Source organism: Ethanoligenens harbinense YUAN-3, assembly GCF_000178115.2.
GTDB classification, from domain to species: Bacteria; Bacillota; Clostridia; order Oscillospirales; family Ethanoligenentaceae; genus Ethanoligenens; species Ethanoligenens harbinense.
Map to the genome: position 1 here is coordinate 2,720,090 of NC_014828.1, position 26,226 is coordinate 2,746,315.

Below are 26,226 nucleotides of genomic sequence, written 5' to 3' on the forward strand. Positions count from 1 at the left end.
GCCAAAGCCGCCCCGTTTCCTGCCATATTCCGTAAATCAAACCGGCAGCGGCCAGATCGTCCCGCCGGTTTCCGCTCAATTTATAGTTTAGCAACCAGCCGCCGCAAAGTCAAGGAGTTCCTATTTGCCCACGGCGGATTCCAACTGTGTCACGTCGATGACCTGGTCTGCCGTCAGGTTGGAAAGACTCTTGTAGATGGTGATGACCACCCGGCGGTTTTTCGCCTTATTGGCGGGAGTATCGTTGGGTGCCACCGGCACCGTATCTCCCCGCCCCATGGCGGCGATCTTGGCCGCATCGAGGCCCCTGCCGATCAGCGCGCGCTCCACATTGTCCGCCCTGGCCGAGCTGAGCTCGATGTTATCCTGAAACTGCGCGTTGTGGATGGGATCGGAGTCCGTGTGCCCCTCCACGATGATGAGCGCATAATTCACCTGCTTGAGCGCGTCCCCGATCCGAAGCACCAGATCCTGCCCGGGCTGGTTCATCACGGCCGAACCCGGCGTATAGAGCGTGTTGTCCTTGAGCGTGATGACCAGACCCTTGGAGGTGGAAGAAAGATCCACATTCTTTTGCAAGCCTGCCTGCGCCACCAGTTTGGTCACCTGATCGTACAGACTGGACCAGTCCTGCACCTGCGAGATGACCTCCGACGTTGTGGAAGTATTGCTCATAGTAATATTGGTGCTGTTCGTATTCTGGGAGACCGGGCTCTGCTGCACCGCCTGCTGCGAGGCATTGAACCCTTTTCGGATGGCTTCCGCAACCTGCGAGGCCTTCTGCACGTCGGTCTTGCTCATGGCATAGAGGATGATAAACAGGATCAGCAGCAGGTTCATCAGGTCGGAATACGGCAGCAGCCATCGCTCCGAATTGTCTTTTTCAGGCGGTCTTTTCATGAAACGTTCTCCTTAGAAACGCGGCGCGCGGGGTCAGGCTTCCGTACCGGCCGGCCGTTCCGCCCCTTTGGCCTGGCCCTTTTTACCGATCTCGCCCACTTTGGCATTCAGCCTGTCCCGCAGGCGGGCGGCCGGCTCACCGGCCTGAATCGCCATCAGTCCCTCCATCACGATCTCCTGGTGCTCCGCCTCGTGCATGGCGGTCACTTTCATCTGGTTGCCAAGCGGCAGCCAGATGAGGTTACCGATGCCCACGCCGTACATCGTGGCAATGAACGCGCCGGCGATCTCGGTACCGATCTTGCTGGTGTCGCTGCCCATATGCCCCAGCACCGTCGTCATGCCCATAACGGTGCCGAGCACGCCCATGGTGGGCGATGTGCCGCCCATGCCTTCCATCACTTTGGCCGCGTCTTCCACGTTCTTGAAGTTGGCCTCGATCTCATTGTTGAGCAATTGTTTGAGAAACTCCGGGTCCGCACCGTCGGCAATGTAGCCCAGCCCTTTTTTGATGAACGGGTCCTTGATTTTGTCTGCCTCGCTTTCCAGCGAAAGCAGCCCGTCGCGCCGCGCCTTGTTGGCGATCTCACACATCATGTCAATGAGCTTCGGGTAATCGTGCTTTTTCTGAAACATCATGGTTTTGAACGCGCCGGGGATGCGTTTGATGTTGGCGATGGGGAAACTGATGAATGCCGAGCCAATGGTGCCCCCGACCACGATCATGAACGCCGGGAGCTTCAGCAGATTGGTCAGCACACCGCCTTCCTGGGTAAACCCCATCAGAACGCCGCCGAACGCAACAACAAGACCTATAATCAATGTGATGTTCATAAAAAGCTCCCATCCGCCGCTTCGCACCGGCCGGCGGCCGGAAAAAACGTCATGGCGGCGCATACACGATTCTATTCTTTAAAACACAAGCCGGACAAACGGGGCCGACGGCACGGCGCCCGCGTTGTTTCAGCGTTTCCGGTCCATCAACTGACCCTGCGACAGATCGAACCGGCTGTTCTGGTAGAGAAGCAGGTTTTTGGACTTGGCCTCGTACGCGCCGATGTCTTTGCGGTACCGCTCCAAAAGCGCCTGCGTGTCGGCCAGCACCTGCCTGTCCAGCTCCGCGGCGCGCGCGAGCAGCTTTTTCTGCGCCGGCATGAGAGCCACGCCCGGCCCGCACAGCCGCTCCAGGCATTGCCGACGGGTCTCCAGCGTCTGGGCAATCTCCTCCATATTTTCGCCGCGCACAGCCTGCACGAGCTGCTCGGTCATTTTAAGCACCAGTTCGCAATCCTGATTTTTCATATATTCCATCCCCGCACGGACCGGCCGGACTATGCCTGTATCTTCTTGTAATTTTTAACGGCCTGCGTCCATGTGTCCCGCAGTTCGTCCAGCATACCGGCCACGGTTTTCAGCGCCGTCTTGTCGCCGGAGAGGTTGGCCTTAAACAGTTTTTTCTGCATGTAGCCGTATAAGGTGTGCAGTTGTCCGGCGATTTCGTACTGCATATCCAGCGCGCCGTCCAGCCCGGCCAGGATCTTCTGGGCTTTCAGAATGCTGCTGTTCGCCTGTTCAAAGTTCTTTTCGTCGAGATAGAGCTGCGCACGCTTGATGGAAGCGGCCGCATCCCCATAGCAACGGCCCACCAGCTCATATTTGCTGCTGGTGTCCAGCGCCTGGTTCTTATAATACTGATATGGATTGAACGTCATCTTCTCAACTCCCACTGCTGCTTCCGGACAAGGAGGATAAAATCCCGCTCTGCGAATTCATCTGCGCCATGAACGATTCCAATGTGGAAAACTTCGCGTACAGCGCGTTTTTCTTGTCGGTCATTTTCTGGTTCAGATCGGTGATCTGGTTGTTCACATCGGTGATCTGGTCGTAGATGGAATTGAGCTGATCGCCGTCGCCCGAGTCGCCAAGCAACGAGACCAGCTTGCCCTGCACGCCGGGCGTGCTGCCGGTCTGCGTGAAATCGCTGACGATGTCCTGCAGACGGTAGGCAAGCCCTTCCGCGTTTTTGCGGTAGGTCTGCCGGTTCTCGGTGACATTGCCGGATTTTACGGTTTGGGTGTCGTTGATGACATACGGTGTGGAGGACTGCATGGTGAACAGATCCTGCACTTCCTGCGGATGGCTCTGCAGCATGCTCACAAGCGTGTCGGTGCTGCCGTTGTCAAATACCAGCTGGCCGGGCGTGGTATCGTCCGTGCCGGTGTCGTCGGTGCTTTCGCGGATGCCCAGGTCCGCCAGCGAGATGGTCGTGCCGTCGGATGTGGTGACGGATTGGTTCACCATGTCGCGCAGTTCATTTTCCAGGTCGTTGAGGGTGTCGTCATTGAACAGCACGCCCGCCGAAGCTTTGGCGTTCCAGTCGGAAATCTGGGTATCGCTCATATCGGCTTTCTGCGCATCGGTCAGAGGCTGATAATCCGAATCCGGTTTGGTGTTGGTGTAGGTGGTGATGGTGGAGAGCAGCGTGTTGTACGCCGTCACAAAATTCTGGATGTTTTTGACAGCCGTGCTGGTATCCTGCGTAAAGCTGATGTTCGCCGTCTGCGGTGATGAACCGCTGACGCTGCCGTTGATGGTGTAGTTGACATTGTCCAGCGTAAACGAGTTGGAGCTGCGCGTCATCCGCGTGGTGCCGCCGTCGATCGAAAAGACGGCGTCCTGCCCCGCCGTGGCAAGGGGTTTGCCCGAACTATCGTTTTGAGAAGCCAGCGCACTCGTAGACTGGCCGCTGGCCTGGCTGCCCGAAAACCCAAGCGCCTCCAGAAACGCCGTGCTGATATCATCGCCGGAAGATGGCGTGGAGGACAGGGCCGCGCCGGTGCCCAGCGAAAAATTGTGGGCACCGCCGGGACTCGTGGCAGACGCGGTGATCGCGCCCGTTGTGGAGGAATAAGACAGTGTGGCGCCCGTGTTGGCGGAATTGATCTTCGAGAGCGCGGTGAAAATGCTGTCGCTGCCGTTCAGCGCCACCGTCTGGCCGTTGATGGTCACATTGTACTTGGCGGAGCTGTCCAGTGTCACGTTTTCGTTCTGGGCCAGCACCTGTGCCACCGTGAGGTTGCGGTTGAGCCAGTTGCTCTGGGAACTGCTGGTGCCCAACAGGGCATACAGCCCGCTGGTATCGCTGGTAGGGTTGCCGCTCGAATCTGTGGAAGAAATACCGGACACCGTGAACGATGTGCCGTAGGCAACGGAACCGCTGCCGCCCGTATAGGTGCCGGCGGAAAAAACAACCTCACCGCTGGTGGAATCCTGGGAGAGCACCACTTTTGCGCTGTTGGTGGCGGACGTGTCGGACGACCACCCGAACGCAGAATTGATATTGCTCTGCAGGGCGCTGATGAGGCTGCTTGTATCCGTAATGCCAGACACCTGCGCGGCGGTCAGCTTGATGGTCTCGGACGTACCGTCCACCGTCAGGGTAAATCCATCGTTCTCCAGTGCCGAAAGACTGGATGCCGAAGTCGGCGCCGCGGACGCCAGCCCGGCGACGGTCTGGCTCGCCGTTGAACTGCTGATGGACGCTACTGCGGCATTCTGATATACGGTGATGCTACTTGCGGTGCCGGAGGCCCCCTGTTGGGCCACCGCCGTCACGGCCGCGTTGTCGCTTGAGGCCGTGTAGGTCTGGAGCGCGTTGTTTGCCGTGAGGCTGCTCGAACCCGAAAGCGCCAGGTAGGTGCTGTTGAACGTATTCAGCGCGGTCACGACCGCCTGATAATCCGTCTGTTTCCATTGCAGGGTCTGTTTTTGCTGATCGGCCTTGTCGATCTCTCCCTGCACGTCGGTGGTCAGGCCCGAAACGATGCTATCCACATCCAGCCCGGAAGCAAGCCCAAAGATGTGCCCGTTATAGATACTCTGGGTACTGGAACTTGAGCTGGAACTGCTGCTCGAAGATGTCAAACTGGAAATAGAAGACATGCCCTCACTCCTTTCCCGGCGGGAACGCCCGCCTCACACAGTCGAACCGAAACGGCACGCGCCCGCCACAGCGCCAAAACCGGCCCTCGTTTCCGGAGGTTTCTGAAAAAGAAACCTCCGTCAGATCTTCTGATCCAGCCGACCGCTGACGGCTTTCTGCATTTCATCCACCAGCCGGATCATTTTCTCCGACGGGATCTCGTCAAGCACTTTGCCGGTGTCCGAATCCACAATCTGAAGGATGACGGCACGCGGCTGCTCCAGGATGGCGTATTGGATGTGACGTTGGTTCTGCTGTGCAGAGCGGTTGAGCTGATCGAGCTGTTCCTCGATCCGCTTGGACGCGCGCCGCCCCGCATTGTTGTGGCTGCCGGCCCCATTCCCATCCGTATTGCTCTTTTTCTGCCCATACACATCAGTGTTTACAGCGGGAACTCCGGAAACGACCGGCTGCTGCGGAACCTCCGGGACCTGAGGGGGACGGATGTTGTCGATCTGCATGACGAGACCTCCTTTCAAACGGTATTGTATTGTATATCGTCTGAAACGGAGGAACCTTTAGTATACCGAAGAGGTTCTCTCCGGAATCCTTTTCCGGCTCATCCATGCAGAAAGCGCAGCAGTTCATCCGCCACCGCGGAAAGCGGCGCCTGCTTTGCCACAGCACCGAGATTGTAGGCCACCATGGGCATGCCGTATACCACACAGCTTTTTTCATCCTGCCCGATGGTATAGGCGCCCTTTTCACGCATGTGCAAAAGCCCCTTTGCACCGTCGCCGCCCATGCCGGTGAGGATGATGCCCACTGCCTGCTTGCCGGCCGTTTCCGCCACCGAATCGAACAGCACATCCACCGACGGCGCGTGCCCGTTCACCCGTTCGCCCTCGAGCACACGCACCGCATAGCCGCCCTTGTCTTTCACCAGCCGCATCTGGAAGCCGCCGGGCGCGATGAGGGCTTTGCCCGGCAGTACGGCGTCTCCGTTTTTAGCCTCCGCCACTTCCAGCTTGCAGATGTTGTTCAGCCGCTCGGCATACATGCGGGTGAACACGGGCGGCATATGCTGCACGATCACGATGCCCGGCAGGCCGCGCGGTAAATCGCGCAATACGGCCAAGATCGCCTCCGTGCCCCCTGTGGAGGCGCCGATGGCAATGACCCGGCCCGCTGTCTGCCCGGCTGCGGGCGGCCCGCTTTTTTTGTAACGGCCCACCTTGGCGGTGGACGCAATCTTGATCTTGATGATCATCTGCTGGATGAACGCCTGCATGCTGCCGCCCTGCGACACATCCGGCTTGGCCACAAAGTCCACCGCGCCCGCGTCCAGCGCGTCGAAGATCGTTGCGTTTGCGCTGCTCACCAGCACCGCCGGAAGCGGGTGCTCCGCCATGATCTGGTGCAGGAACTCCACGCCGCTCATGCGCGGCATCTCGATATCCAGCGTCATCACGTCCGGTTCCAACTGCAGGATGCGCTCGCGCGCGGTGAAGGCATCCTGCGCCGTACCCACCACCTCGATGACCGGATCCTGCGAGAGCCCGCGCACCAGCACTTCACGGAAAACGATGGAATCATCCACGACCAGAACACGGATCCTATGCTTGATCTCCATGTTGTTCACCCTTTCCGATAAACCGCGGGCATGACATACTGGAACGGGGTTGCGCCCCGTTCGACGGATTCCGAATGCCCGATGAAGAGATAGCCTCCGTCTTCCAGACATTGATAAAATTTATTGACCAGCGCGGTCTTGGTTTCCCGCTCGAAATAGATCATGACATTGCGGCAGAAGATGGCGTGGAACTTGCGGCGGAACGGGAAAAGCGGCGTCATGAGGTTGAACGGCTTGAACTCCACCTGCCGCCGGATCTCCTCTTTCACGCGCATGCCACCGTCCGCTTTCTCAAAATACCGCATCTTCCACAGGGCAGGCATGTTCGCCACCGATTCTTCGGAATAAACGCCCTCTTTGGCAATGCTCATGGCCCGCTCCGAGATATCCGTTGCCAGCAGCTGCGTGTTCCAGGTCGGCAGCTTTCCGGCATACCGGTCCCGCAGAACCATTTGCAGCGTATAAGGCTCCTCGCCGGTGGAGCAGCCCGCGCACCAGACACGCACGTCCCGCCCTTTTTCCACCGATTCGATATAGGGCAGAACCGTGTCACGGAAAAAATCAAAATGTCCCGATTCCCGCATGAAGTATGTATGATTGGTGGTCAGGCGGTTGATCAGCGTGGTCATCTCACGGCCGGTGGGATCGCGGAAAACCGTATTCAGATAGGTGTGGAAATCCCCCAGGCCGCGTTCCAGAATCAAATTGCTGAGCCGCCCCTCAATCAGCACCTTCTTTTGGGACAGATTGATGCCGTAATGCTGTTTGATATAGGCGGTAAGCCGTTCAAAATCCGCCTGTCCGATCGTGAGCAAACCAGATCCTCCTCATCGACCGCCGGTCTGCGGCAGCCTTTCCGTAATGCTGACAAAAAGCCCGGCCTGGCCGGGCCAACGGTATACGCGGTTTATTGCGCCGCGCTGCTGATGGTCTCCATATCTTCGTTGGAAACGAGTTTCCGGCAGTCCAGCAGCAGGACAACGGCGGCGCCCACCTTACCGATCCCTTTGATATACCGATTCTGGAAACCGGTCTTGTAGCTTGGCGGCGGCACCACGTTCTCGTCCCCCACCGTAACAACCTCGGCAACGCTGTCCACGATCAGGCCGATGGAGATGTCTTCAATGTCGATGACGATGATGCAGGTCCGGTCGTTATAGGGAATGGGTTCTTTTTTGAATTTCAGGCGGATGTCGATGACTGGAATGACCTGGCCACGCAGATTGATGATACCCTTTACATAATCGGGCACCTCCGGCACGAAGGTGACGGGCTGGATGCCGATGATCTCGGTTACAAAACGGATCTCGATGCCAAACGTCTCCCTGTCCAGCTCAAAGGTGAGATATTTTCCGCGCTGGGTATCTTCTTCCCCCGCGACGGCCATCTGCTTTTCCGTGTTTTCCATCTTGCATACTCCTTTTATGGTGTAGACCGGTTCCGCGGCGTCAGCCGATCACCCGGTCGATCAACCCTTTTGCGTTGAGAATCAGGCTGATGCTGCCGTCCCCCAGTATGGTGCAGCCCTCGATACCGGAATCTCTCGTGTGGCATTTGATGAGGTATTGCGGCAGCGGCTTGACCACCACCTGCTGTTCGCCCAGCAATTCGTCCGCAAACAGGCAGGCGGCCCGGTTTTCGCCTTCCACCATGATGAGAATGCCCTTGTGGAGCCGGTCGACCTTCGGCTCGATGCCGAACAGACGGTGCAGGCGGATGATGGGGTAGACATTACCGCGGATCATGATCATCTCGTTGTTGTCGTTGTCGTACAGGATGCTGTCTTCCTTCGGCCGAAATGACTCTTTGATGGAGACCGTGGGCAACGTGAAAATGTTGCCGCCCACCGAAAGCTCCATGGCGTCCGCGATGGCAAGTGTGAGTGGGATGATGATGGTCATGGTGGTGCCTTCGCCCTTGATGCTCTTGATGGAAATGCTGCCGCCCACTTCCTCAATGTTCTGCTTAACCACATCCATGCCGACGCCGCGGCCGGAAAACTCGGTGACCTTGTCGTTGGTGGAGAAGCCGGGTAACATGATGAGTGAAAAGATCTCGCGGTCGGTCATATCGCCAACCGGTTTGGTGAGCAAGCCGTTTTCCGCGGCTTTTTTCAGGATCTTGTCCTTGTCCATACCGCCGCCGTCGTCCGAGACGGAGATCTTGACATCGCCGCCCGCATTGTGTGCGGAGAGCGTGATGCGCGCTTTGCGCGGCTTGCCGGACCGGAGGCGCTCCTCCTCCGCTTCCACACCGTGGTCCATGGCGTTGCGGATCAGGTGCATCAGCGGGTCGGAGAGATGGTCGATAATGTTTTTATCCACCTCGGTTTCCTCTCCCACTGTAACGAACTCGACATCCTTGCTTAATTTATGGCTCATGTCGCGCACGATGCGCTGCATCTTGCGGAACGTGCCGCCGATGGGCACCATGCGGACGGACATAACGATATCCTGCAACTCGTCGGTCAGCTTGCGGAGCTGGCGCGCCGCTTTATGGAAATTCTCCAGTTCAAGCCCCGCGAGGTCGGGGTTCTTGGTCACCATGGACTCGGAAATGACCAGCTCGCCCACCAGATCCATCAGCATGTCCAGCTTGCCGACATTGACGCTGATGAGGTTGAGCTTGGTGGCTTTCGGCGCCTCGGCAGGCGACGCGGACGGCTGCTTCTCCAGCTTCTGAAGCGCCGCGCCCTGCTCTTTGGCCGGTGCAGGCTGTGCGGCGGGCTGTTGCGCCGGGGTCTCTTCGGCAGGCGGCGCAGGCGGTGTCGCCACCTCGTCGTCATAGGCGTCCACCGGCGTCAGCTCATAAGATTTCAGATACAGCGACTCGTCGAACAGGGAACGCATTCGTTCTTCGGGCTCGGCGGTGGAAAAGAAGATGTCAAACCCCTTCTGGAGGATCGTTTCCGACGGCGTGCCAAGCAGGTCGGTCGGGTTGGTGTAAAGTTCCACCGTATACTCGGTTAGATTGCGCACAATATTGAACGCGCGCAGATTTTCCATCTGCCCGCCTTCTTCGAACACCAGATGTGCGGTGTATTTGCGTGCGCCTTTCTGCCCGTCTCCGGTCTGCGCGCCGGCGGCCGGCTCCGCAGCAAGGGCCGGTGTTTCTTCGGCGGCAGGCGCGGCCGGAGCATGCCCGGCGGGCGCTTCGCCGGAGGCCTCACCGGAAATGTATTGCAGGAACTCCTTGATACCCTGCTCGATTGCGGACGCGTCGCCGTCGGGCTGCTGCCCGCTTTCCAGCTTGGACACCTCCGCCTTGATGAAGTCGGAAGCCGGAAGCACCAGATCGCAGACCGCCGAGATATCCAGCGACTCCGGGTGGTTCTCGCGTATATAGAAAAACAGATCTTCCACCGCATGGGCCAGCGTGGAAATATTCTGAAACGCCATCATGGCTGAAGACCCCTTGATGGTGTGCATGATGCGGAAAATCTCATTGATGTGCTCCGTGGAAAGCGAACCGCTCCTTTCCGTTTCCAGCATGATCTCTTCCAGCTGGTCGAGCAGTTGGTTTTCCTCATAGACATACATTTCCAGCATGGAGCCCATTCCGTTATCGTCCATCGTTTATCCCCCAGCTATTTTCCTTGCATGGTCTCGCATATCAACCCGCTTCAGGCTGGCATGGAGACCAGCGCCGCCCGGATCTGTTCGCGCAGCGCTTCGTCGCCGCACCGTTCCAGTGCCTGTTCGTAATATATTTTGGAGCATTTTTTCAGCCCCATGCGGCTGTAGATATCCCCGGCGTTATACAGCAGATCCGCATCGTCCGGGAAACGCAGAAGACCCGCCCGCACGATAAGGGCCGCGCGTTCATCCTGCCCGAGGTAATAGGCGGTGACCGCCGCCATGGAATACCACGGTGCATCCGGCTCGGCAAGATCGCGCAGAACAGCCAGCGCCGCCTGTGCGGTGTGAAAATCGCCCCGCTCCAGATGAGCGGCCACCCGTGCCTGCTCCGCCGCCATATCCGGCTGCTTATCCGCCCGGAAAGCCCGCAGGCGCTTTTCCGCTGATTCCAGCATGCCATCCGCCGCCGGGCCATCCGCCCCCTGCGCTTTTGCCAACCGAAGCAGGTCCTCCGCCTCGCCCATGCGGCCCAAGCGACAGGTGTAATATCCGCGCAGGAACACGGTCTCCGGCGAAAGCGGCGCGGCCTCCACGGCAGCCAGCGCGGCGGAATACGCAAATGATTTTTCGAGCTGCTCCGCAAAAGCCTGGGCAAGCCCGGTTCCCAACTGCTCCGCCGCAGTGCGGGCAATCTGCGCGGACAGCGCGCCGCCTCGCAGACGGTCGGCTTCCACCACCAGACTGGCGATCTGTGGAATATCGTCCTCGGCCACCGGCGCGTCGGCCACGCCCAGCGCCGCCTGCTGGCAGGGCGGTGCGACCGATTTGGCGTGCTCCAGCGCGTCCGCGTTCTGCGCAAGCACGGCGCAGAGCAGCGCGCGCATGGCCGAGTCCTTGTTCTTTGCTCCCACCGCATTGAGGTAAAAAAAGTTGGATGCGCCCAGATAATCGCCGTTGCCCGCCTGAATAAAACCGGACAGAGTGGCGTCGATGTCCTTTGCCCCCTGCCTGTCCCGCATATAGGCATAACCGAATGTGGCGGGCTTAGACATATAGTACATCATGACGGCGCCCAGCATCTGCGGCTTGACGGCGTCATCCAGCGACAGGAAAAAATCCTGCGCGAACGCATCGGCATGCAGGTCGCCCATCGGCTTGACAATGGCCAGCATGCGCAGCATGGCGGCATTGTTCTTTGCATGGCGCGACAGATCGGCAAACAGATCCAGCGCACCCACCGCATCACCCAGCGCCCACTTGCACAATCCGCGGAAATAATCGATGCGCTCCATCTCCGCACCGACAGAGTCGCAGTCCGCGCCATCATAGACAGCGGAGCGTTTCACCGCGCGGTCGAACTGCTCGAGCGCCTGCGCAAACATTCTCCGGCGATAATCGTACCGCGCACGGGCATAGGCAGCGTCGGGATAGCCGGGAAAATCCCGCTCCAGCATGGAAATCCATTCGTCCAGCTCTTCCAGCGGACCTTCTTCCTTTTCCAGGCTGTTGATGCTGTTGATGTATGGCTTGGCTTCCAGCCCCAGCATACGTACGCCGGTTTTCCTCCTGCCCTCCAGATAGGCGCGCGCTTCGGCGCGTGTTTCCTCGTGGCGGTTCATGCCCGAATAACAGTCGCACATATAGGCATGCAGCGCCGCTTCCCGCGTCGGTTCCGGGTGCGTTTCCAGTTCCTTTTGCAGCAGACGCAGGTTGCGCGCCAGCTTCCCCTCAAACCGATCGGAGGAATAGCCGGTATGATAATAGAAAAACTGCAGTTTGGGAACGGTGGCGATTTCCAGCCCCTGCGGTGAAAAAATGCTCTCGTGAATGGGAAAACGGTAGCGCAGGCCGGCGCGGAAAATGCGGATGACTCCTACCTCGCTTTTCTGCCGGCCGCTGGCATCGTCGAGGTTCACCTCACGGGCCATCACGCAGTTTTTCCCTTTGCGCTCGGCGTTTTCGATCACCCGGCGCACCTGTGTGCCGCAGTTTTCGCTGAAATACTGGTCGGCATCGAGGCAAATGATCCAGTCGCCCGATGCGGCCTCTATTGCAAAGTTTTTGGCAGCGGAGAAATCATCGCACCAATCAAAATGCAGCACCGTCGCGCCGCATTCTTCGGCAATGCGCACGGTGTCGTCGGTGGAGCCGGTATCCACCACAATGATCTCGTCAACAAACTCTTTATAACTGTTTATGCAACGGGCAATGTTTTTCGCCTCGTTTTTTGCAATGGTGCAGGCGGAGATCTTCACGTCCCCTTTTTTACGGGTATAGGCCTTCATGCACTCACCTCTTAAAACCATGATAGCATATTTTGCCGAAAACATACAGCCCAAGCGCGTGCATTTTCGACACTTTTCCGCAAAAATGCCAAAAGGCGGGGCTTTCGCCCCGCCTTTTGAAAAGGGAAAACCGAACTTATGATTTGAGGAGGGAGAGCATGCCCTGCGGCAGCTGGTTGGCCTGCGCGAGCATGGCCTGCGCGGACTGCACCAGGATATTGTTCTTGGTGTAGTTCATCATTTCCTGCGCGACGTCGGTGTCGGTCAGGGTAGACTGCGCGGCGGTCAGGTTCTGGCTCTCGATGTCCAGCGTATCGCCCGCATAGGTGAAGCGGTTCTGATAGGCGCCCATCTTGGAACGCAGCTTGGAAACCGTGTCGATGGCGGTCTGGATGGTGTTGATGGCGTTCGAGCCGGTAAGAGAAAGCGCCGTGGCGGCTTCGCCCACGCCGGTGCCCACACCCAGAGCGGAAACACTGACGGCATCCAGATACGAGGTGCTTTCGGTCACATTGATCTTGCCCGTAGTCGAATTTGTAGTCAACTGGCCACCGGTAACGGATCCGGTAAACGTGGCGGTTTCACCATTCGTGTCTTTCACAACCTGCCCGTTGACATCGGTGAGCGTGAAGGTGGTATTGGTACCGCTGCCCGCGATATTCGCGGTATAAGTTGCCGTGCCCAGTGTCACACTTGCAGTTTTGCCGCCAACATTCAAGCCTGTTGCGGAAAGCTTCTTACTTGCATCCGCCGTACCGGTAAAGACCAACTTGCTGCCGCTGCTGTCTTTTACCACATTGCCATCCGCATCCGTCAATGTGAAATAAACGTTCCCAGCAGAAGCCGTCTGCATAACCGTGGTCGCACTGGAATCTGAATAGAGGGAAGCCGTATAAGCTACGCCATTGATTGTCACAGTGGCGGTAGCCGGATCAGCTCCTGCTGTGCCATCTGTTGTGTCGGTAGCTGCTATGTTAGTGCCGCCGGTGGTTGTCTGAGAGCCAACAAGCGTGACCGCTGTCGCCGAAACCGCCGTGCCGGCCGTGCCGCCCTGCACACCGGTCAGGTCATAGTTGATGGTGGTTGCGGTGATGTTGCCCGCCGTAAAGAGCGCGGAGTTGGCAATGGAATAGGTGGTGGTGCCGTTCGCAGTCGTGGCGCTGACCGCCGCGGTGAAAGCGGTGGTAACAGCAGTCGACATGACCTGATTGCCGTCGGAATCCTTAAACGTGGCATAGATGGAACCGTCGGAAGCGGTGTTCAGTGTGACCGCATAGGTATCGGTGCCGGAAGAAGTGGAAACAAAGTACTGGTAGCCGTCCGCCGCGTCGCCGGAAAGCGTGGTGCTGCCCGTGGCGCTTGTGGCGGCAGAAGCGGAAACCAGCGTGGAAGTGGTGACGACGGTGCCGCCCAGCGTGAGGTTGATGGTCTGGCCGGAATCGGCGCCGATCTGGATCTGGAGGCCGCTGTTGGAGAACAGGCCCTCGCTGTCGGTCTGGCCGAACACGTTTTTGGTGTTGTAGGTGGTCTGGTCGGAAATGCGGTTGATCTCCTGCGCCAGCGCGTTGGCCTGATCCTGCAGGTTGCTCTTATCGGTGTCGTTCTGGGTGTCGTTCTGCGCCTGCACGGCGAGGGTACGCATCTTCTGCAGGATGTCCTGCACGTTGCCGAGCGCGCCCTCGGAGGTCTGGATGAGGGAGTTGCCGTTGGAAACGTTCTCCTGCGCCTGATTCAAACCGTTGATCTGGGCCTGCATCTTCTGCGAGATGGCAAGACCGGAAGCATCGTCCGCGGCTTTGTTGATTTTGGAACCGGTGGACAGTTTCTGCAGGGAATCCTGCACGGCTGAGGTGTTTTTCTGCAGGTTGCTCAGGGTGTTGAGCGCTGCAATGTTGTGGTTGATGACCATAATTCTTCCTCCTTGATGATGAAAGGGAAATCCTTTTCCCTTGCCTTTCGGCATTGTTTTTGAGCTTCACTCTATGTATCGGCGCTTAAATTCGGCACTTTAGCGCTTTTTAGAAAAAATTTAGGACGGTTTTCCTTCCGGGGGCAGCGAAGAGATATCCCCCAGCGCCGCGGCCAGGCTTTGCAGATCGGCCGACACGCCGGCAGCTTCGCGGTTGAAATCGGTCGCCTCCTGCAGCAGCTCCTTGCGCAGCACGGGCAGCGCGCGCGGCGCCGCAATGCCGATCTTCACCTTATCCCCCTGCTGCTCGAGCACTGTGATCTCGATCTCATCGCCAATCAGAAACGATTCTCCCTTTTTGCGGGTGATGACCAACATCTCAAACGCCCTCCCTTGCCGGGAGATAATACCGCATGGGATAGCGGTCGTCTTCCAGAATGATCTGCACCCCCAGCCGCGCCGTGGAATTGACCGCCACCGGGCACTTCAGGTTGAGAAACAGCCGGCCACCCGCCTGCGGCAGGTTGGCGATGACCAAATACCGTGGGCTTTCCTGCGCGCCGAGCGCCAGCGCGGCCCCGGCTCCTGTGGGGACGGGCGGGCAATAATCCCGGAAAAGCGCCGCCGCATCCAGCACGGCAAAGCAAACGCCCCGGTCTGTGGCGCTTTGCAGCCACATAAAGGGATTCTGCGGGTTCCTCCGATCTTTCAACAATGCAAAAAGCCTGTGCGTCTCAAATCCGTACAGGCCCTGCGGAAAACGGAACAACTCCTGTTCGGCCACTTCTACCGGGCCGGATTCTTTTGTATCAATCTGCATACATCTCTCCTGCGGGCGCGGGCCCGCTCATCCACGCAACCGGCGGCGCGCTCACGCCTGCGCCGAGAAGTGCAGCTCCGGCTGCTGTGCCATCCAGATGGAAATCTGCGCCGGGCGATCCTCGGAGATAGACGCGCTCTGATGAATCGTCCACTGGATATGCGTCTGATCCGGCTGGATTGAATAGGAAAACACATTGTCCGTAAAGGATATTTGCGGCGGCGCAGAGGGCACGAAACGCAGGCCATAGGTCGGCATAGCCGGCACTGCCTGCTCCAGCGCATGCCGGGCGATCGCGTTTTTGTTGCGCGCCATCGAGCGGTAGACTCGCCCCATCTCGTTATATTGGCGGGCGGCTTCATCCACAGCCTGCTTCCCCCGCTGTGCGAAATCGCTTACCAGTTGAGCAACGGTCTCGTGCCCTTCTTCCGATTTGGCCTCGGTGGCATCGACGGAAAGCCGTGGATGCTCTGCCTGCACCGAAACGCTCCCTTTTTCTTTGGTGATTTCCATAGAAGCCGCGGGCATACGGGTATCCAGCCGAAGGTTCTGCGCCTGCATGTCCAGACGCGCCGGACTCGCCTGGATGGTCAGGCGGAACACGTCCATTTTGCGTCACCCGCTTATTTGAGATATTCCGTCAGATTGTTCTGCAGGATGGAATTGCTGATGGCCAGCGTGGCCTGATACGCCATCAGGTGCAGCGAATATTGGGTATAAGCCGTGGTGGTGTCCACATCCTCCACGTTGGAAAGGCGCTGCGTCGCGTTTGTGTTATCCGCGCTGTATTTATTGGAAAGGAACGTGAGCATGTTCTGCTTGGCGCCCAGGACGGCATTGGTAAGCGACGCGGCATCCATCGACTGGGTGTTCAGCGTCTGAGAGGCGCTCACCGTGCTCGTGTCGTCGTTGTTCAGCGCCGTCGCCGTTGCCCCGAAATTGTCATAGACATTCTGGCTGCCGGAAGCGGTAACGTTCTGCAATAAAAAGCTGAGCGGGTCGGTGGATGCCTCAAACGCCGTACCCGCCGCCACGTTGCCGGAAGAATCCATCTGCGTGCCGTATCCGAGATCGACCGGATAGGAACGCGTCATCGCGCTGTTTTCCGTGCTGTAATAGGCCAGGTCGTTCACGGTGGTCGAAGATGTCTGCGCGCTGTCGTTGATTTTTGCCACCGGAATGTATTTGCCTGTGCCCGGCGTCTGATACAGCAGCTTGCCTTCGATATCGGATTCCGAAAGAGCGGCGGACACCGTTGCATTACCGGAGCCATCTATCGTAACGTCCACAACGGGCGCTACCGTCAGAGCGGACGAGGCCGCCCCAAGCGCCGTGGAGCCATCGGCGGAATCCGCCGTTATCGCTGCTTCCGCCGCCGACTGCTTATCCGCCGCGGTACCCGTCGTGCCGTTATAAGCGGTCTCATACACGTTTTTATACGCCGTCACATAATTGGAATACGCCGTGTAATCGCTTTCCGAGCCTGCCTTGAACGGCGGGTTGCCGGAGGCGCTGCCGCCGAACACATATTGCCCGGTAGACGATGTGGAGTTGAGCGCACTGAGGATCTCCGTCTGGTCATATTGCAGATTGGTGGCCAGCGTGGAGTTGTTGACGCTGCTGTCGGTGCCGGAGTTGGCCGCGGCATTGAGCGTGGTGTTGGCACTCTGCAAAATGCTGTAGTAGGTCTTATTCACCGTGGACTCCGTATCCGTCAGCCACGCCTGCGTGTTCGTGATGTTTTTCTGGTAGCGCTCGATGGTGTTCAACTGCCCGTTGGCGGCGATCATCTCCGCGGCATCCACCGGGTCCTGCGACGCACGGGAATACATCTGGCCGGAGGAAAGCTTCTGGGTGTCGTCGGACACCCTTTCCACGTTCTGGTTGAGCTGGTTGGCATATTGGCCCATAATCATGGAATTGGTAATGCGCATGTCCTGCTCCTTTCAAACACCTTTACTGCGCCATCGACAGCAGCGTGCCCATCATGTCGTTGATGGTCGTGATGACCCGTGCGCTCGCGCCGTACATCTGCTGGAATTTCATCAAGTTCACCGTTTCCTCGTCGATCGACACGCTGGAAACGGACTGCCGCTGTGTGTCCAGATCGTTTTTCTGGATCTGGTAGTTGCCTGCCATCGTGGTATCGTCGTTGATGACATTGGCAATCTTATTCGAGAACGTCGCCGCATAGGACGCCATCGTTCCGTCGGTGTACAAGGTCTTGTGCGCGGACGTATCGTAGGAGGAGACCTGCGCGCTGCCCAAGGCATTGAGAAATGCCTGCGCATAGGTGCCCACGCTGGTGCCGGTGTAATTGTCACCAAAGAGCGTGTCATCCTTGTTCCATGCATCGCTCAGCGAGATGGTCGCGGCCGCGTCGGTCGCCACATACGCCGCGGACGCGGTGGGGTCCGACCAGCCCGTGGTATCCGGATATGTCGGAGTCGGCGGGGTCCCGGAGCCATAGGTGAGCATCTGCGCGCCGCCGCCGCTTGAGGTCGACGTGCTGTTCATGATATCCGCAAACGACTGCGCAAAATCGTTGAGGTGCTCTTTCAGATAATGCACGCCCACGTCGCCGTAGCTGCCGGTGCCGCTGCCGTCGCCGTTGAGGATGGCCAGGTAGCCGTTGACCGAGCCGCCGCCAACGGACAAGGTGTTCCCGCTCCAGCCGGTGCCGGTATTCGTCGCATACGTCGTGCTCTGGTTGTTGGAATCGGATGCGTCCCAGGTAACGGCGGTGGTGGAAAGCCCGCTCGCATCCGTCGGGCCGTCGGTAACCACCTTGAGCGTGTGGACAATGTTGTTGCCGTCCACCAGCATGGCGCCGCTGCCCGAGGCAAGGTCGTTTTCCATCTGGACGGTCACGCTTCCGTCCGACTGCTCCGTCGCCGAGATGTCCAGATAGCCCGAGAGTTTGTCCAACAGTTGGTTGCGCTGATCACGCAGGTCATTGGCGGGCTGGCCGCCCACCTCCATGCTCACGATCTGCGTGTTCAGCGTGGAGATGTTTTGGAGAATGCCGTTGATACCGCCACTTTGCGTATCGCCGCTCACCACAACGTTGAGGGCGCTCTGTTCCTGTGATTCGAACGTGGTTAGGCTGGAATAGGCCGTCCGGATCTTCGTGACAAGATTTTCCGCATCCGTCTTGATGGTGACAGGCAGGCTGCTGGACGCGGGGGACGACTGATAGGAACCGATGTCGTTGATGAGGGTGTTGAGCTGGCCGCTCAGGCCCTGGAGCGTGTCGTTGCCGGAAGTGGACACCTCATTGAAAATATCCTCTACCTGCCCCAGATCGTTCTGCCGCTGCTCATAGTCGCTGTACTGCGCATTCGCAGTGCGGTAACGCACGTCCAGAAACCCATCACGCGCCTGCGTGATCTGATTGCTGTTCACGCCGTTGCCCACAAACGGCACCACCGGCTTCCACTGGTAGGCCCCCGTGTTGACGTTTACCGCCTGCAGATCGACCATCTGCCTGGAATAGCCGTCTGTCGCGGCGTTGGAGATATTGTGTGCCGTCACGCCAAGCGCAGTCTGCGATGCGGAAAGCCCGGAAAGGGCGGTGTTCAGCCCTGTATTCAAAGACGCCATATGTAAACTCCTTCGGCAGCCGTTATATTTTCTGATCAATAAACGCGCGGGAGGCGGTTTTCCGGGCCTCCGCGCCCTGGCTGGTATACAGCGCCTGCGGCTTTTGCATGGTCTTCACCAGATGGTCATATTGCGCAAAGCAGGCGGCGGCGATGGCATGATTCTTCTCATTCGCGCGCTGCAGTGCCTGTGCGGCCGCATGCAGCGTTTCCCGGCGGCGGGACAGCGTCTCGGTCCTGTCCGGCGCCTGCCCGATCACGTCCCGCAGCGTTTTCCCCGCCACGCCGCTTTTTCCCAGCAGGCACTGCTGCCCTTCCTGTACGGCCCGCAACCGCAGCACCAGAGGCTGCTCGGTGTTGACGATGGCACCCAGCGCCGCGATGTTGCCCACCTGAAGCGCCGGTGTCTTCAGCAGCGCCTGTTCCAGCAGGGCACGCACGATCTGCTCTTCTTTTTCCAAAGCCGCTTCCAGTTCTTCCGTCCACGAAGGCACGCGCGCCACCCCCTATGCTTTCCGGTCGATCCGTGCGCCAAGGATGCCCGCCGCGACATCTTCCGCGGGGACACTGTAGGTGCCGTCCTGCACCTGCTTTTTGATGGCGGCGATTCGCTCCGCCCGCCCGCCTGCATCGGACGCGTCCGTGATCTGCCCGGCAAGGCGCGACGTCGCCTGCTTGTCGGCAGCCTCCGCCGAGATCTCCACACGGTCCACACTGCCGGCCTGCGCCGGTTCAGTCGCCACCTGCGCGGGCTTCGTATCCTTTTCCTCTTTGGAAAAAGACGCATAGACCTGATGCGGCTGAAATCCATCTATTTTCATCTGTGCCACCACCCTTAAAGCCGAACCGGCTGTTCAAACTCCGCACGGACCGTCCACAAGCCCGTTCTCTCAACTATATATATCGGCCCGCATCTGCAAACATTGAGTGCGCGCACACGATTTCTTTGAAAAAATCATTAGTGCAGATCGTTGACATAAGACTCGATCTGGTCGGCGGTGGACACCACCCGCGCGTTCATCTGGAACCCGCGCTGCGTTACAATCATGTTACCCATTTCGCTGCTCAGGTCCACATTCGACGTTTCATACGCGCCCTGCAAGACGCCCTCGTCGGAGACCTGCGCCGCACCGGACGACGCGCTCGCCGCAAACAGGCTGCCGCCCAGCGCCGTCAGGTTCTGAGGGAAAGCAAATGCGAACACGCCGGGCTGGGTCTGCGGCACGCCGTTCTGCACCGCGATGGCGTTGCCCTGCGCGTCCAGCACCGTGCGGCCCTGTGCATCCACCAGCACGGCGGCGCCGTTCTCCGGCTGCGCAGTGAACGTACCATCCCGCGTGTAGGAAACCACTCCCTGCGCGTCGCGTACCGCGAAAAAGCCCTCGCCCCGGGGCGCAAAATTCAGCAGCGAGCCCGTCTGAACAAATGAACCGGCCGAAGCGTCCGCCACGACGGCATCCACACCCGCGCCGCTGCCCTCCAGCTCGTTCGCGTAGGACGGATTTTCCGGACGCACCATGGAATCGTACAGCAGGTCGCTGAAATCCGTATCCCGCTGCACATAGCCCGCGGTATTCACATTGGCGATATCGTTCGCTATCACGTCCATCGCCGTCTGCCTGGAGCGCAGGCTGGCCGCGCCGCCAAAAAACGCCTGTATCATGGAAACATCCTCCCCTGTTCCGGCTTAACGCAGGGAACCCACCTGCGTGACCAGCTTATCCAGCGTATCCGTGCCCGTGTTGTAAGCCTGCTGGCAGGACTGAAACGCACGGCTGGCCTCCATCAGTCCGGTCATGTCGGTCACGGTGTTCACGTTCGATTTTTCCACATAACCCTGCAGCAAAACTGAGCCTGTGGCCCCCTGCGCACCGGTCAGATCGAAAAAGCCGTCGGTGCGCTTGGCGGCCGTGCCGGTGTAAAGCGGGACGGTGCCGGTCTGCCCGGCGTCGTTGGTATAGGCGCCGTTGGCCGCGAGCCGGAACCCCGCCGCCGAAATCGGCGCGCCGGTGCTGTCCAGCAGGCGCTGGCCGGACGGCAGCGCCAGATAACCCGATGCATCCGGCGCGAAATCGCCTTCACGGGTATAAAGCGTCTGCCCGCCCGGCGCGGCAACGGCAAAGAATCCGCCGCCGTTGACGGCGATGTTGTATGAGCTGCCCGTCTGTTGCAGCTCACCCTGCGAGAGGTCGGTCTCCACGCCGCTCACATGCACGCCGGCGTTGAGCGTGCCGACCGGTACGGCGTCCGTGGTGCGCAGCGCCAGCTCCTCATCGAAACTGCGCAGCGTGGCCGTATCGCTTTTGAAGCCCTGCGAATCGGCGTTATCCAGATTATTGCCCATCACGTTGATACGATCGGACTGTGCGATCATGCCGGAAGCGGCCGAAAAAATCCCTCGGATCATCGTTTCACCCCATTTTGCGGTTGCGGTTTTATGTACGGATATAGGCGCCCATGGCCGCTTTCATCCGGCCTACGGCGCGCGAATGAATCTGTGACACGCGCGACTCCGTCACGCCGATCACCTCGCTGATCTCCCGGAGCGTAAGGTCTTCATAATAATACAGTGTGATAACCAGACGGTCACGCTCGGGCAGGTCCTCCACCGCCTTGGTAAGCACCTCGAGCAGTTCGCTTTCCTGCAGAGCATTCTCGGGGGAATCGTCCCCCGCCATGTCCCGTGCGGCGTCACGCAGCATCTCTTCGAACGAAATGACGTTGAACCGCTCCATACTCGCGCGCGTTTTGGCCAGCACACGGTCGGGCACGCCCAGGCGTTCGCAGAGCTCACTGTCCGACGGGCGGCGCCCCAAAGACGAAGCCAGCTCGCTCTCGGCGCTTTCCATTTCCAAAACCCGCTTGCGCACGCCGCGGGGCACCCAATCGCTGCGCCGCACAAAATCCAGAATCTCCCCGCGGATGCGGTAAGTGGCAAATGTGGAGAACTGCACACCCTTATCGCTGTCGAACTTCTCGATAGCCTTGATGAGACCGATGGTGCCGCAGCTGGTCAGGTCGTCGCTTTCGGCATAGCTGCCGCTCACCGACATCACCCGGTGCACGATGGCGCGCACCAGCCAGCCGTAGTGCAGCACCAGCCGGTTGCGCGCTTCCCGGCTGCGCGTTTCGCGGTAGACCTGCCAAAGCGGCTCGCTTTCTTCCTGTGTCGTTTCGCTCACGTCTTCACCACCTCACAGCCGCCTGCGATGCGTTCGTCAGGCCGCCACGGCGCCGAGCGCCTGCAATTTGACATCATTTTCTAACTCATTATAACTGATAACCGCCAGATCCGGCAATGCCTGTTCGGTCAATCGCTTGAGATACAGGCGGGTCTGGGGCGCGGCCAGCACCACCGGCTCAATGCCCGCGTCGCCGCACCGGCCCACCAGGGCGGTGAGGTTGTCGATGATGGCCTGCGCCTTGTCCGGCTCGATGGCCAGGTAGGCGCCGCTGTCGGTCTGGCGCACGCTCTGGTTGATGAGCTGCTCCACCTGCGGGTCCACCGTGATGACCTGCAGCTCGCCATGCGGCGCATACCGGTGCGAAATGGTGCGCCGCAGCCCCTGCCTTGCGAATTCGGAAAGCAGATCGGCATCCTTGATCTTGGGAGCGTGGTCGGCCAGCGTTTCCAGTATGCCCACCATGTCGCGGATGGGAACGGATTCGCGCAGGAGGTTCTGCAGCACTTTCTGCAGCTCGCCCACGGTGAGCTTATTCGGAATGAGTTCCTCCACCAGGGAGGCGTTGTTCTTCTTGACGGTGTCGAGCAGCGCGTTGACCTCTTTGCGCCCGAGCATCTCCCATGCATGGCGGCGGATGATCTCGGAAAGATGGGTCATCATAACGGCCGCCGGGTCGATTACCGTATAGCCTTTCAGCTCCGCCTCACTGCGCTTTTCGGGCGAGATCCAGCGCGCCTTGAGACCGAACGCGGGCTCCACGGTGTCCACGCCGTCCACGTCGAACGTGTCCGCCGAGGGGTTCATGATGAGCAGGCTGCCCGCCAGCAGCTCGCCCCGCGCCACCTCCTCGCCGCGAATCTTGATCACATACGTGTTGTTACCGAGCTGGATGTTGTCACGCATCCGCACGCTGGGAATGACCATGCCGGTATCCAGCGCGAACTGCTTGCGGAACATGACCACCTTGTCCACAAACGTGCCGCCCTGCGATTCATCCACCAGCGGGATGAGACTGTAGCCAAACTCCATCTCGATAGTCTCGACCTCAAGATACTGGTAGACGTTTTCCGGATTCTGAAGTTTTTTCAGCTCGGCGTCGGCCGCGGGCACCGCCGCTGCCGCGGCAGCGGCGGCCGGCGCCATGGCGGCGCGCTTCTGCCGCCTGTCCACCACAAAGCTGAGGACGATGAACAGCGCGCCCTCCAGGAACAGCACCGGCGCGGGAAAACCGGGCAGAAACATGATGAACAGCAGCACGCCCCCGGTGATGCGCAGCACCAGCGGGCGGGAAAGCAGTTGGGAGGCGAGGTCCTGGCTGATGTTGGCGTCCGAGGCGGCGCGGGTGACGATGAGACCGGTGGCCACCGAGATGAGCAGCGCCGGCAACTGGGCCAGCAGCCCCTCGCCGATGGTCGCCTGCGTGTAGGTGGTGAGCACCTTCTGAATATCCTCCCCGGCCACCAGCCCGGAGATAACGCCGCCCACGATGTTGATGATGACGATGAGGATGGCAACGGTGGCATCGCCCTTGACGAACTTGGAGGCGCCGTCCATCGAACCATAGAAATCCGCTTCGCGCTGGATATTGGTGCGGCGGCGGCGCGCCTCGGGCTCGGTGATGATACCGGCGTTGAGGTCGGCGTCGATGGCCATCTGCTTGCCGGGCATGGCATCGAGGGTGAAACGGGCGGCCACCTCGGCCACGCGCTCGGAGCCCTTGGTGATGACGATGAACTGCACCACCACGATGATGAGGAACACGACCACGCCCACCACCAGGTTGCCCTTGATGACGAAGCTGCCGAATGCAGCGATGACCTCACCCGCGTCGCCGCTGTTGCCGAGGATGAGGCGGGTGGCCGAAATCTCCAGCGCCAGGCGGAACAGTGTCGTCATCAACAGCAGAGAGGGAAAGATGGAAAACTGCAGCGTATCCTTGATGAACAGCGCCGTGAGCAAAATGACGACGCCGATGGACAGGTTGAGCATGAACAGGAAATCGAGCACGCCCGCCGGCACGGGGATGATGATGAGGAAGATCACACAGATCAGCCCGATGGACACCGCGCTGCTTTTCAGCCATTTCATAACCGCTCGCCTCCTTTCCGTCCGCCTTACCTGCGGCCGGCCCGCCGCAGCTTGTAGATGTAGGCGAGCACTTCCGCGACCGCCTTGTAAAACTCCGCCGGGATCTGCCCGCCCACTTCCACCGCCTGATAGAGCGCGCGGGTGAGCGGCGGGTCTTCCCGGATATACACATGGTTCTCTTCCGCGATCTCCACGATGCGCAGCGCCACGGCGTTCCGCCCCTTGGCCACGCAGACCGGCGCGCGCTGCTTGCCGTGTTCATACTTGAGCGCCACGGCGAAGTGCGTGGGGTTGCGCAGCACCACGTCGGCCTTCGGTACGTCCTGCATCATGCGGCGGCGCGCCATCTGACGCTGCAGGTTCTTGATCTTCCCCTTGATTTCGGGGTTACCTTCCATCTGCTTGTATTCTTCCTTGATCTCTTCCTTGGTCATGCGGATATCTTTTTCATACTGAAACCACTGGTAAAAATAATCAATGGCACCGAGCAGCAGCATCACGCCCGCCACCTTGATGCCGATATCCGCCAGGATGCCGGCCACCCAGGAAAACGACTGCGCCAGGCTCATGTTATACAGCAGGAGAATGGTGTGCATCTGGGGCTGGATCTCGAAATAGACCACCGCGCCCACCAGCACGACCTTCAGGATGGATTTGCCCAGCTCCACAAGCGACCGCACCGAGAACAGACGCTTGATACCCTCCAGCGGGTTGAGGCGGGAAAGATCCGGCTTGAGCTGGTCCAGCGAGACAAGCAGCCGAGTCTGCGCCAGCGTGGTGGCCACCGTGGCGGCAAACGCCACCAGCATCACGGGCACCGCCACCCCGATGAGCACCGACAGGGCGGCTGTCATCCGCGCGCGCATGTCCTCGTATCCGGACACGGCGGACGTGAGGTTCGCCAGCATGCCGCGCATCCCGTCCGACAGGCTCTTGATCATGGACGGCCCCATCACGCGCAGCACCGCAAACGTGCCGAGCATGGCTACGGCGGAGGTGACATCCGGGCTCTGGACCACATGGCCTTTTTTCCGTTCGTCTTCCCGTCGTTTCGGGGTGGCTTTTTCGGTTTTGTCCCCCGCGGACGCTTCGGGCATGCCGTTCCCCCCTTTTTCACCGTTTTGGGCGCGGCACTAGGCCAGCAGCCGGATGAATGCGGCGACCTTTTCCAGCAGGAACGTGACCAGCCCGTTGCACATGCTCACCGTGACCGGCACCGCCACCAGCAGCACGACGATGCCCACGATGGCTTGGATCTGGATGCCGAACGCGAAGATATTGATGGACGGTACGGCCCGCATGATAAGACCGATGGCCACCACGCAGATGAGCTCCACCGCGATGATCGGGATGGCCATGCGCAAACCCATCTCCAGCATGTCCCCGCCCATGTTCACCACGAACTGCGCGGCCCCCGGGGTGATGCCCGCCGCCCCCGGCGCAACGACATGGAATGAATCGGCCAGCATGGCGAACAGGGAAAGGTGCGCATTGCCGGCAAAGAACACCAGCAGGAGCACCAGGTTGTAAAAACTGCCCACGACCGGCATGCTGGCGCCCATGCTGGGGTCATAGATCTGCGCCATGGAAAGCCCGAGCTGCATGTCGATGTATTCGCCCGCGATGGCCACGATGCCGAACATCTGGTTGACCAGCACCCCGATTCCAAAGCCGATGGAGAATTCCAGCAGGCCGGCCACGATGAAATTGACCGGTCCGCTCATCTGCACCTGCACGCCATGCAGCGTGGGCACGATGAGAAATGCGGTGAGCAGGCTGAAGCCCACTTTCAGGATGGCGGGCACGCTGGTGCGGCCGAAAATGGGGTTGAACAGCATCATGCCCGTCACCCGCAGAAATACCAACAGAAACAGGTCGATATTCAGACCTGTGGTGATCGTCATGTCCGGCCTCCCTTGACTAAAAGATAACACCATGCGTTTTAAAACGATACTGCAAAACTACCTTGCAGCCTGCATGAATTTGCACCGGCAAAATGCCGCGCGCACTTACACCTTGCCCGCGATGGCCTGGAACACCTCGCGCGTGAACGAGGACAGCTGCGAGACCATCCAGCCGCCCGCGACCAGCAGCACAATAAGCACCGCCACCAGCTTGGGAAGGAAGTTCAGCGACTGCTCGTGGATCTGAGTGGCCGTCTCAAAGATGGACACCACCAGCCCCACCACCAGGCAGACCACCAGCAGCGGGATGCCCAGCATGGCCGCCATGATGAGCGTGCGGTGCGCAAGCTCGGCTATCTGTGTGACGTTCAATTCCTCTTCCCTTCCCGCGCGGCGCGCC

The 26,226-nt window shown here is 59.6% G+C and carries 26 protein-coding genes; all 26 read right to left on the reverse strand.

The window, feature by feature from the left end; all coding sequences use genetic code 11:
* Window positions 1-120 precede the first annotated feature (120 nt).
* The 26 genes from ETHHA_RS12780 to ETHHA_RS12905 all read right to left on the reverse strand — a co-directional run bounded on the left by ETHHA_RS12780 (window position 121) and on the right by ETHHA_RS12905 (window position 26,198).
* Window positions 121-900: an OmpA/MotB family protein gene (locus tag ETHHA_RS12780; RefSeq protein WP_013486373.1), complete on the reverse strand. Its 780-nt coding sequence runs from the start codon at window positions 898-900 to the stop codon at window positions 121-123.
* 33 nt (window positions 901-933) lie between these two features.
* Window positions 934-1,734, reverse strand: coding sequence for a motility protein A (locus tag ETHHA_RS12785; RefSeq protein WP_013486374.1), 801 nt, complete (start codon window positions 1,732-1,734; stop codon window positions 934-936).
* Between the two features lie 129 nt (window positions 1,735-1,863).
* The gene (gene fliT / locus ETHHA_RS12790) at window positions 1,864-2,202 is read right to left on the reverse strand and encodes a flagellar protein FliT (RefSeq protein ID WP_013486375.1); all 339 of its coding nucleotides are present in this window, start codon (window positions 2,200-2,202) and stop codon (window positions 1,864-1,866) included.
* Between the two features lie 29 nt (window positions 2,203-2,231).
* Complete coding sequence (fliS, locus tag ETHHA_RS12795; protein WP_013486376.1) at window positions 2,232-2,612, reverse strand: flagellar export chaperone FliS; 381 nt, start codon at window positions 2,610-2,612, stop codon at window positions 2,232-2,234.
* 4 nt (window positions 2,613-2,616) lie between these two features.
* Window positions 2,617-4,842, reverse strand: a complete 2,226-nt coding sequence (fliD, locus tag ETHHA_RS12800; RefSeq protein ID WP_013486377.1) for a flagellar filament capping protein FliD — start codon at window positions 4,840-4,842, stop codon at window positions 2,617-2,619.
* 120 nt (window positions 4,843-4,962) lie between these two features.
* Window positions 4,963-5,343: a flagellar protein FlaG gene (locus ETHHA_RS12805; RefSeq protein WP_013486378.1), complete on the reverse strand. Its 381-nt coding sequence runs from the start codon at window positions 5,341-5,343 to the stop codon at window positions 4,963-4,965.
* 98 nt (window positions 5,344-5,441) lie between these two features.
* The gene (locus ETHHA_RS12810; RefSeq protein ID WP_013486379.1) at window positions 5,442-6,455 is read right to left on the reverse strand and encodes a protein-glutamate methylesterase/protein-glutamine glutaminase; all 1,014 of its coding nucleotides are present in this window, start codon (window positions 6,453-6,455) and stop codon (window positions 5,442-5,444) included.
* A gap of 5 nt (window positions 6,456-6,460) precedes the next feature.
* A complete protein-coding gene (locus tag ETHHA_RS12815; RefSeq protein WP_013486380.1) occupies window positions 6,461-7,270 on the reverse strand; it encodes a CheR family methyltransferase in 810 nt (269 codons plus the stop codon).
* Window positions 7,271-7,362: 92 nt separating this feature from the next.
* Window positions 7,363-7,863 carry a chemotaxis protein CheW gene (locus ETHHA_RS12820; protein ID WP_013486381.1) on the reverse strand — a complete coding sequence of 167 codons (501 nt, stop codon included), beginning with the start codon at window positions 7,861-7,863 and terminating at the stop codon, window positions 7,363-7,365.
* Window positions 7,864-7,903: 40 nt separating this feature from the next.
* Window positions 7,904-10,027 (reverse strand): chemotaxis protein CheA, encoded by a 2,124-nt coding sequence (locus ETHHA_RS12825; protein WP_013486382.1) that lies wholly within the window; start codon window positions 10,025-10,027, stop codon window positions 7,904-7,906.
* Between the two features lie 50 nt (window positions 10,028-10,077).
* Entirely contained in the window at window positions 10,078-12,318 is a 2,241-nt protein-coding gene (locus tag ETHHA_RS14820; protein ID WP_013486383.1) for a glycosyltransferase, read from the reverse strand.
* 136 nt (window positions 12,319-12,454) lie between these two features.
* A complete protein-coding gene (locus tag ETHHA_RS12835; protein ID WP_013486384.1) occupies window positions 12,455-14,227 on the reverse strand; it encodes a flagellin N-terminal helical domain-containing protein in 1,773 nt (590 codons plus the stop codon).
* A 120-nt stretch (window positions 14,228-14,347) separates the two neighbouring features.
* Window positions 14,348-14,605 carry a carbon storage regulator gene (locus ETHHA_RS12840; RefSeq protein ID WP_013486385.1) on the reverse strand — a complete coding sequence of 86 codons (258 nt, stop codon included), beginning with the start codon at window positions 14,603-14,605 and terminating at the stop codon, window positions 14,348-14,350.
* A gap of 1 nt (window position 14,606) precedes the next feature.
* Entirely contained in the window at window positions 14,607-15,047 is a 441-nt protein-coding gene (gene fliW, locus ETHHA_RS12845; protein WP_013486386.1) for a flagellar assembly protein FliW, read from the reverse strand.
* A 51-nt stretch (window positions 15,048-15,098) separates the two neighbouring features.
* Complete coding sequence (locus ETHHA_RS12850; protein WP_013486387.1) at window positions 15,099-15,656, reverse strand: DUF6470 family protein; 558 nt, start codon at window positions 15,654-15,656, stop codon at window positions 15,099-15,101.
* A gap of 14 nt (window positions 15,657-15,670) precedes the next feature.
* On the reverse strand, window positions 15,671-16,981 hold the full coding sequence (locus ETHHA_RS12855; RefSeq protein ID WP_013486388.1) for a hypothetical protein: 1,311 nt from the start codon (window positions 16,979-16,981) through the stop codon (window positions 15,671-15,673).
* 22 nt (window positions 16,982-17,003) lie between these two features.
* Window positions 17,004-18,650, reverse strand: a complete 1,647-nt coding sequence (gene flgK / locus ETHHA_RS12860) for a flagellar hook-associated protein FlgK (RefSeq protein ID WP_013486389.1) — start codon at window positions 18,648-18,650, stop codon at window positions 17,004-17,006.
* Window positions 18,651-18,672: 22 nt separating this feature from the next.
* Complete coding sequence (gene flgN / locus ETHHA_RS12865; protein WP_013486390.1) at window positions 18,673-19,143, reverse strand: flagellar export chaperone FlgN; 471 nt, start codon at window positions 19,141-19,143, stop codon at window positions 18,673-18,675.
* Between the two features lie 12 nt (window positions 19,144-19,155).
* Entirely contained in the window at window positions 19,156-19,470 is a 315-nt protein-coding gene (locus tag ETHHA_RS12870) for a flagellar biosynthesis anti-sigma factor FlgM (protein WP_013486391.1), read from the reverse strand.
* A gap of 137 nt (window positions 19,471-19,607) precedes the next feature.
* The gene (locus ETHHA_RS12875) at window positions 19,608-20,312 is read right to left on the reverse strand and encodes a flagellar hook-basal body protein (protein WP_013486392.1); all 705 of its coding nucleotides are present in this window, start codon (window positions 20,310-20,312) and stop codon (window positions 19,608-19,610) included.
* A gap of 24 nt (window positions 20,313-20,336) precedes the next feature.
* On the reverse strand, window positions 20,337-21,056 hold the full coding sequence (locus ETHHA_RS12880; RefSeq protein WP_013486393.1) for a flagellar hook-basal body protein: 720 nt from the start codon (window positions 21,054-21,056) through the stop codon (window positions 20,337-20,339).
* A 28-nt stretch (window positions 21,057-21,084) separates the two neighbouring features.
* Window positions 21,085-21,831 carry a sigma-70 family RNA polymerase sigma factor gene (locus ETHHA_RS12885; protein ID WP_013486394.1) on the reverse strand — a complete coding sequence of 249 codons (747 nt, stop codon included), beginning with the start codon at window positions 21,829-21,831 and terminating at the stop codon, window positions 21,085-21,087.
* 36 nt (window positions 21,832-21,867) lie between these two features.
* On the reverse strand, window positions 21,868-23,922 hold the full coding sequence (flhA, locus tag ETHHA_RS12890) for a flagellar biosynthesis protein FlhA (protein WP_013486395.1): 2,055 nt from the start codon (window positions 23,920-23,922) through the stop codon (window positions 21,868-21,870).
* Window positions 23,923-23,948: 26 nt separating this feature from the next.
* Complete coding sequence (gene flhB / locus ETHHA_RS12895) at window positions 23,949-25,019, reverse strand: flagellar biosynthesis protein FlhB (RefSeq protein WP_013486396.1); 1,071 nt, start codon at window positions 25,017-25,019, stop codon at window positions 23,949-23,951.
* Window positions 25,020-25,055: 36 nt separating this feature from the next.
* Complete coding sequence (gene fliR / locus ETHHA_RS12900; protein WP_013486397.1) at window positions 25,056-25,826, reverse strand: flagellar biosynthetic protein FliR; 771 nt, start codon at window positions 25,824-25,826, stop codon at window positions 25,056-25,058.
* Between the two features lie 105 nt (window positions 25,827-25,931).
* Complete coding sequence (locus ETHHA_RS12905) at window positions 25,932-26,198, reverse strand: flagellar biosynthetic protein FliQ (protein ID WP_013486398.1); 267 nt, start codon at window positions 26,196-26,198, stop codon at window positions 25,932-25,934.
* Window positions 26,199-26,226 lie beyond the last annotated feature (28 nt).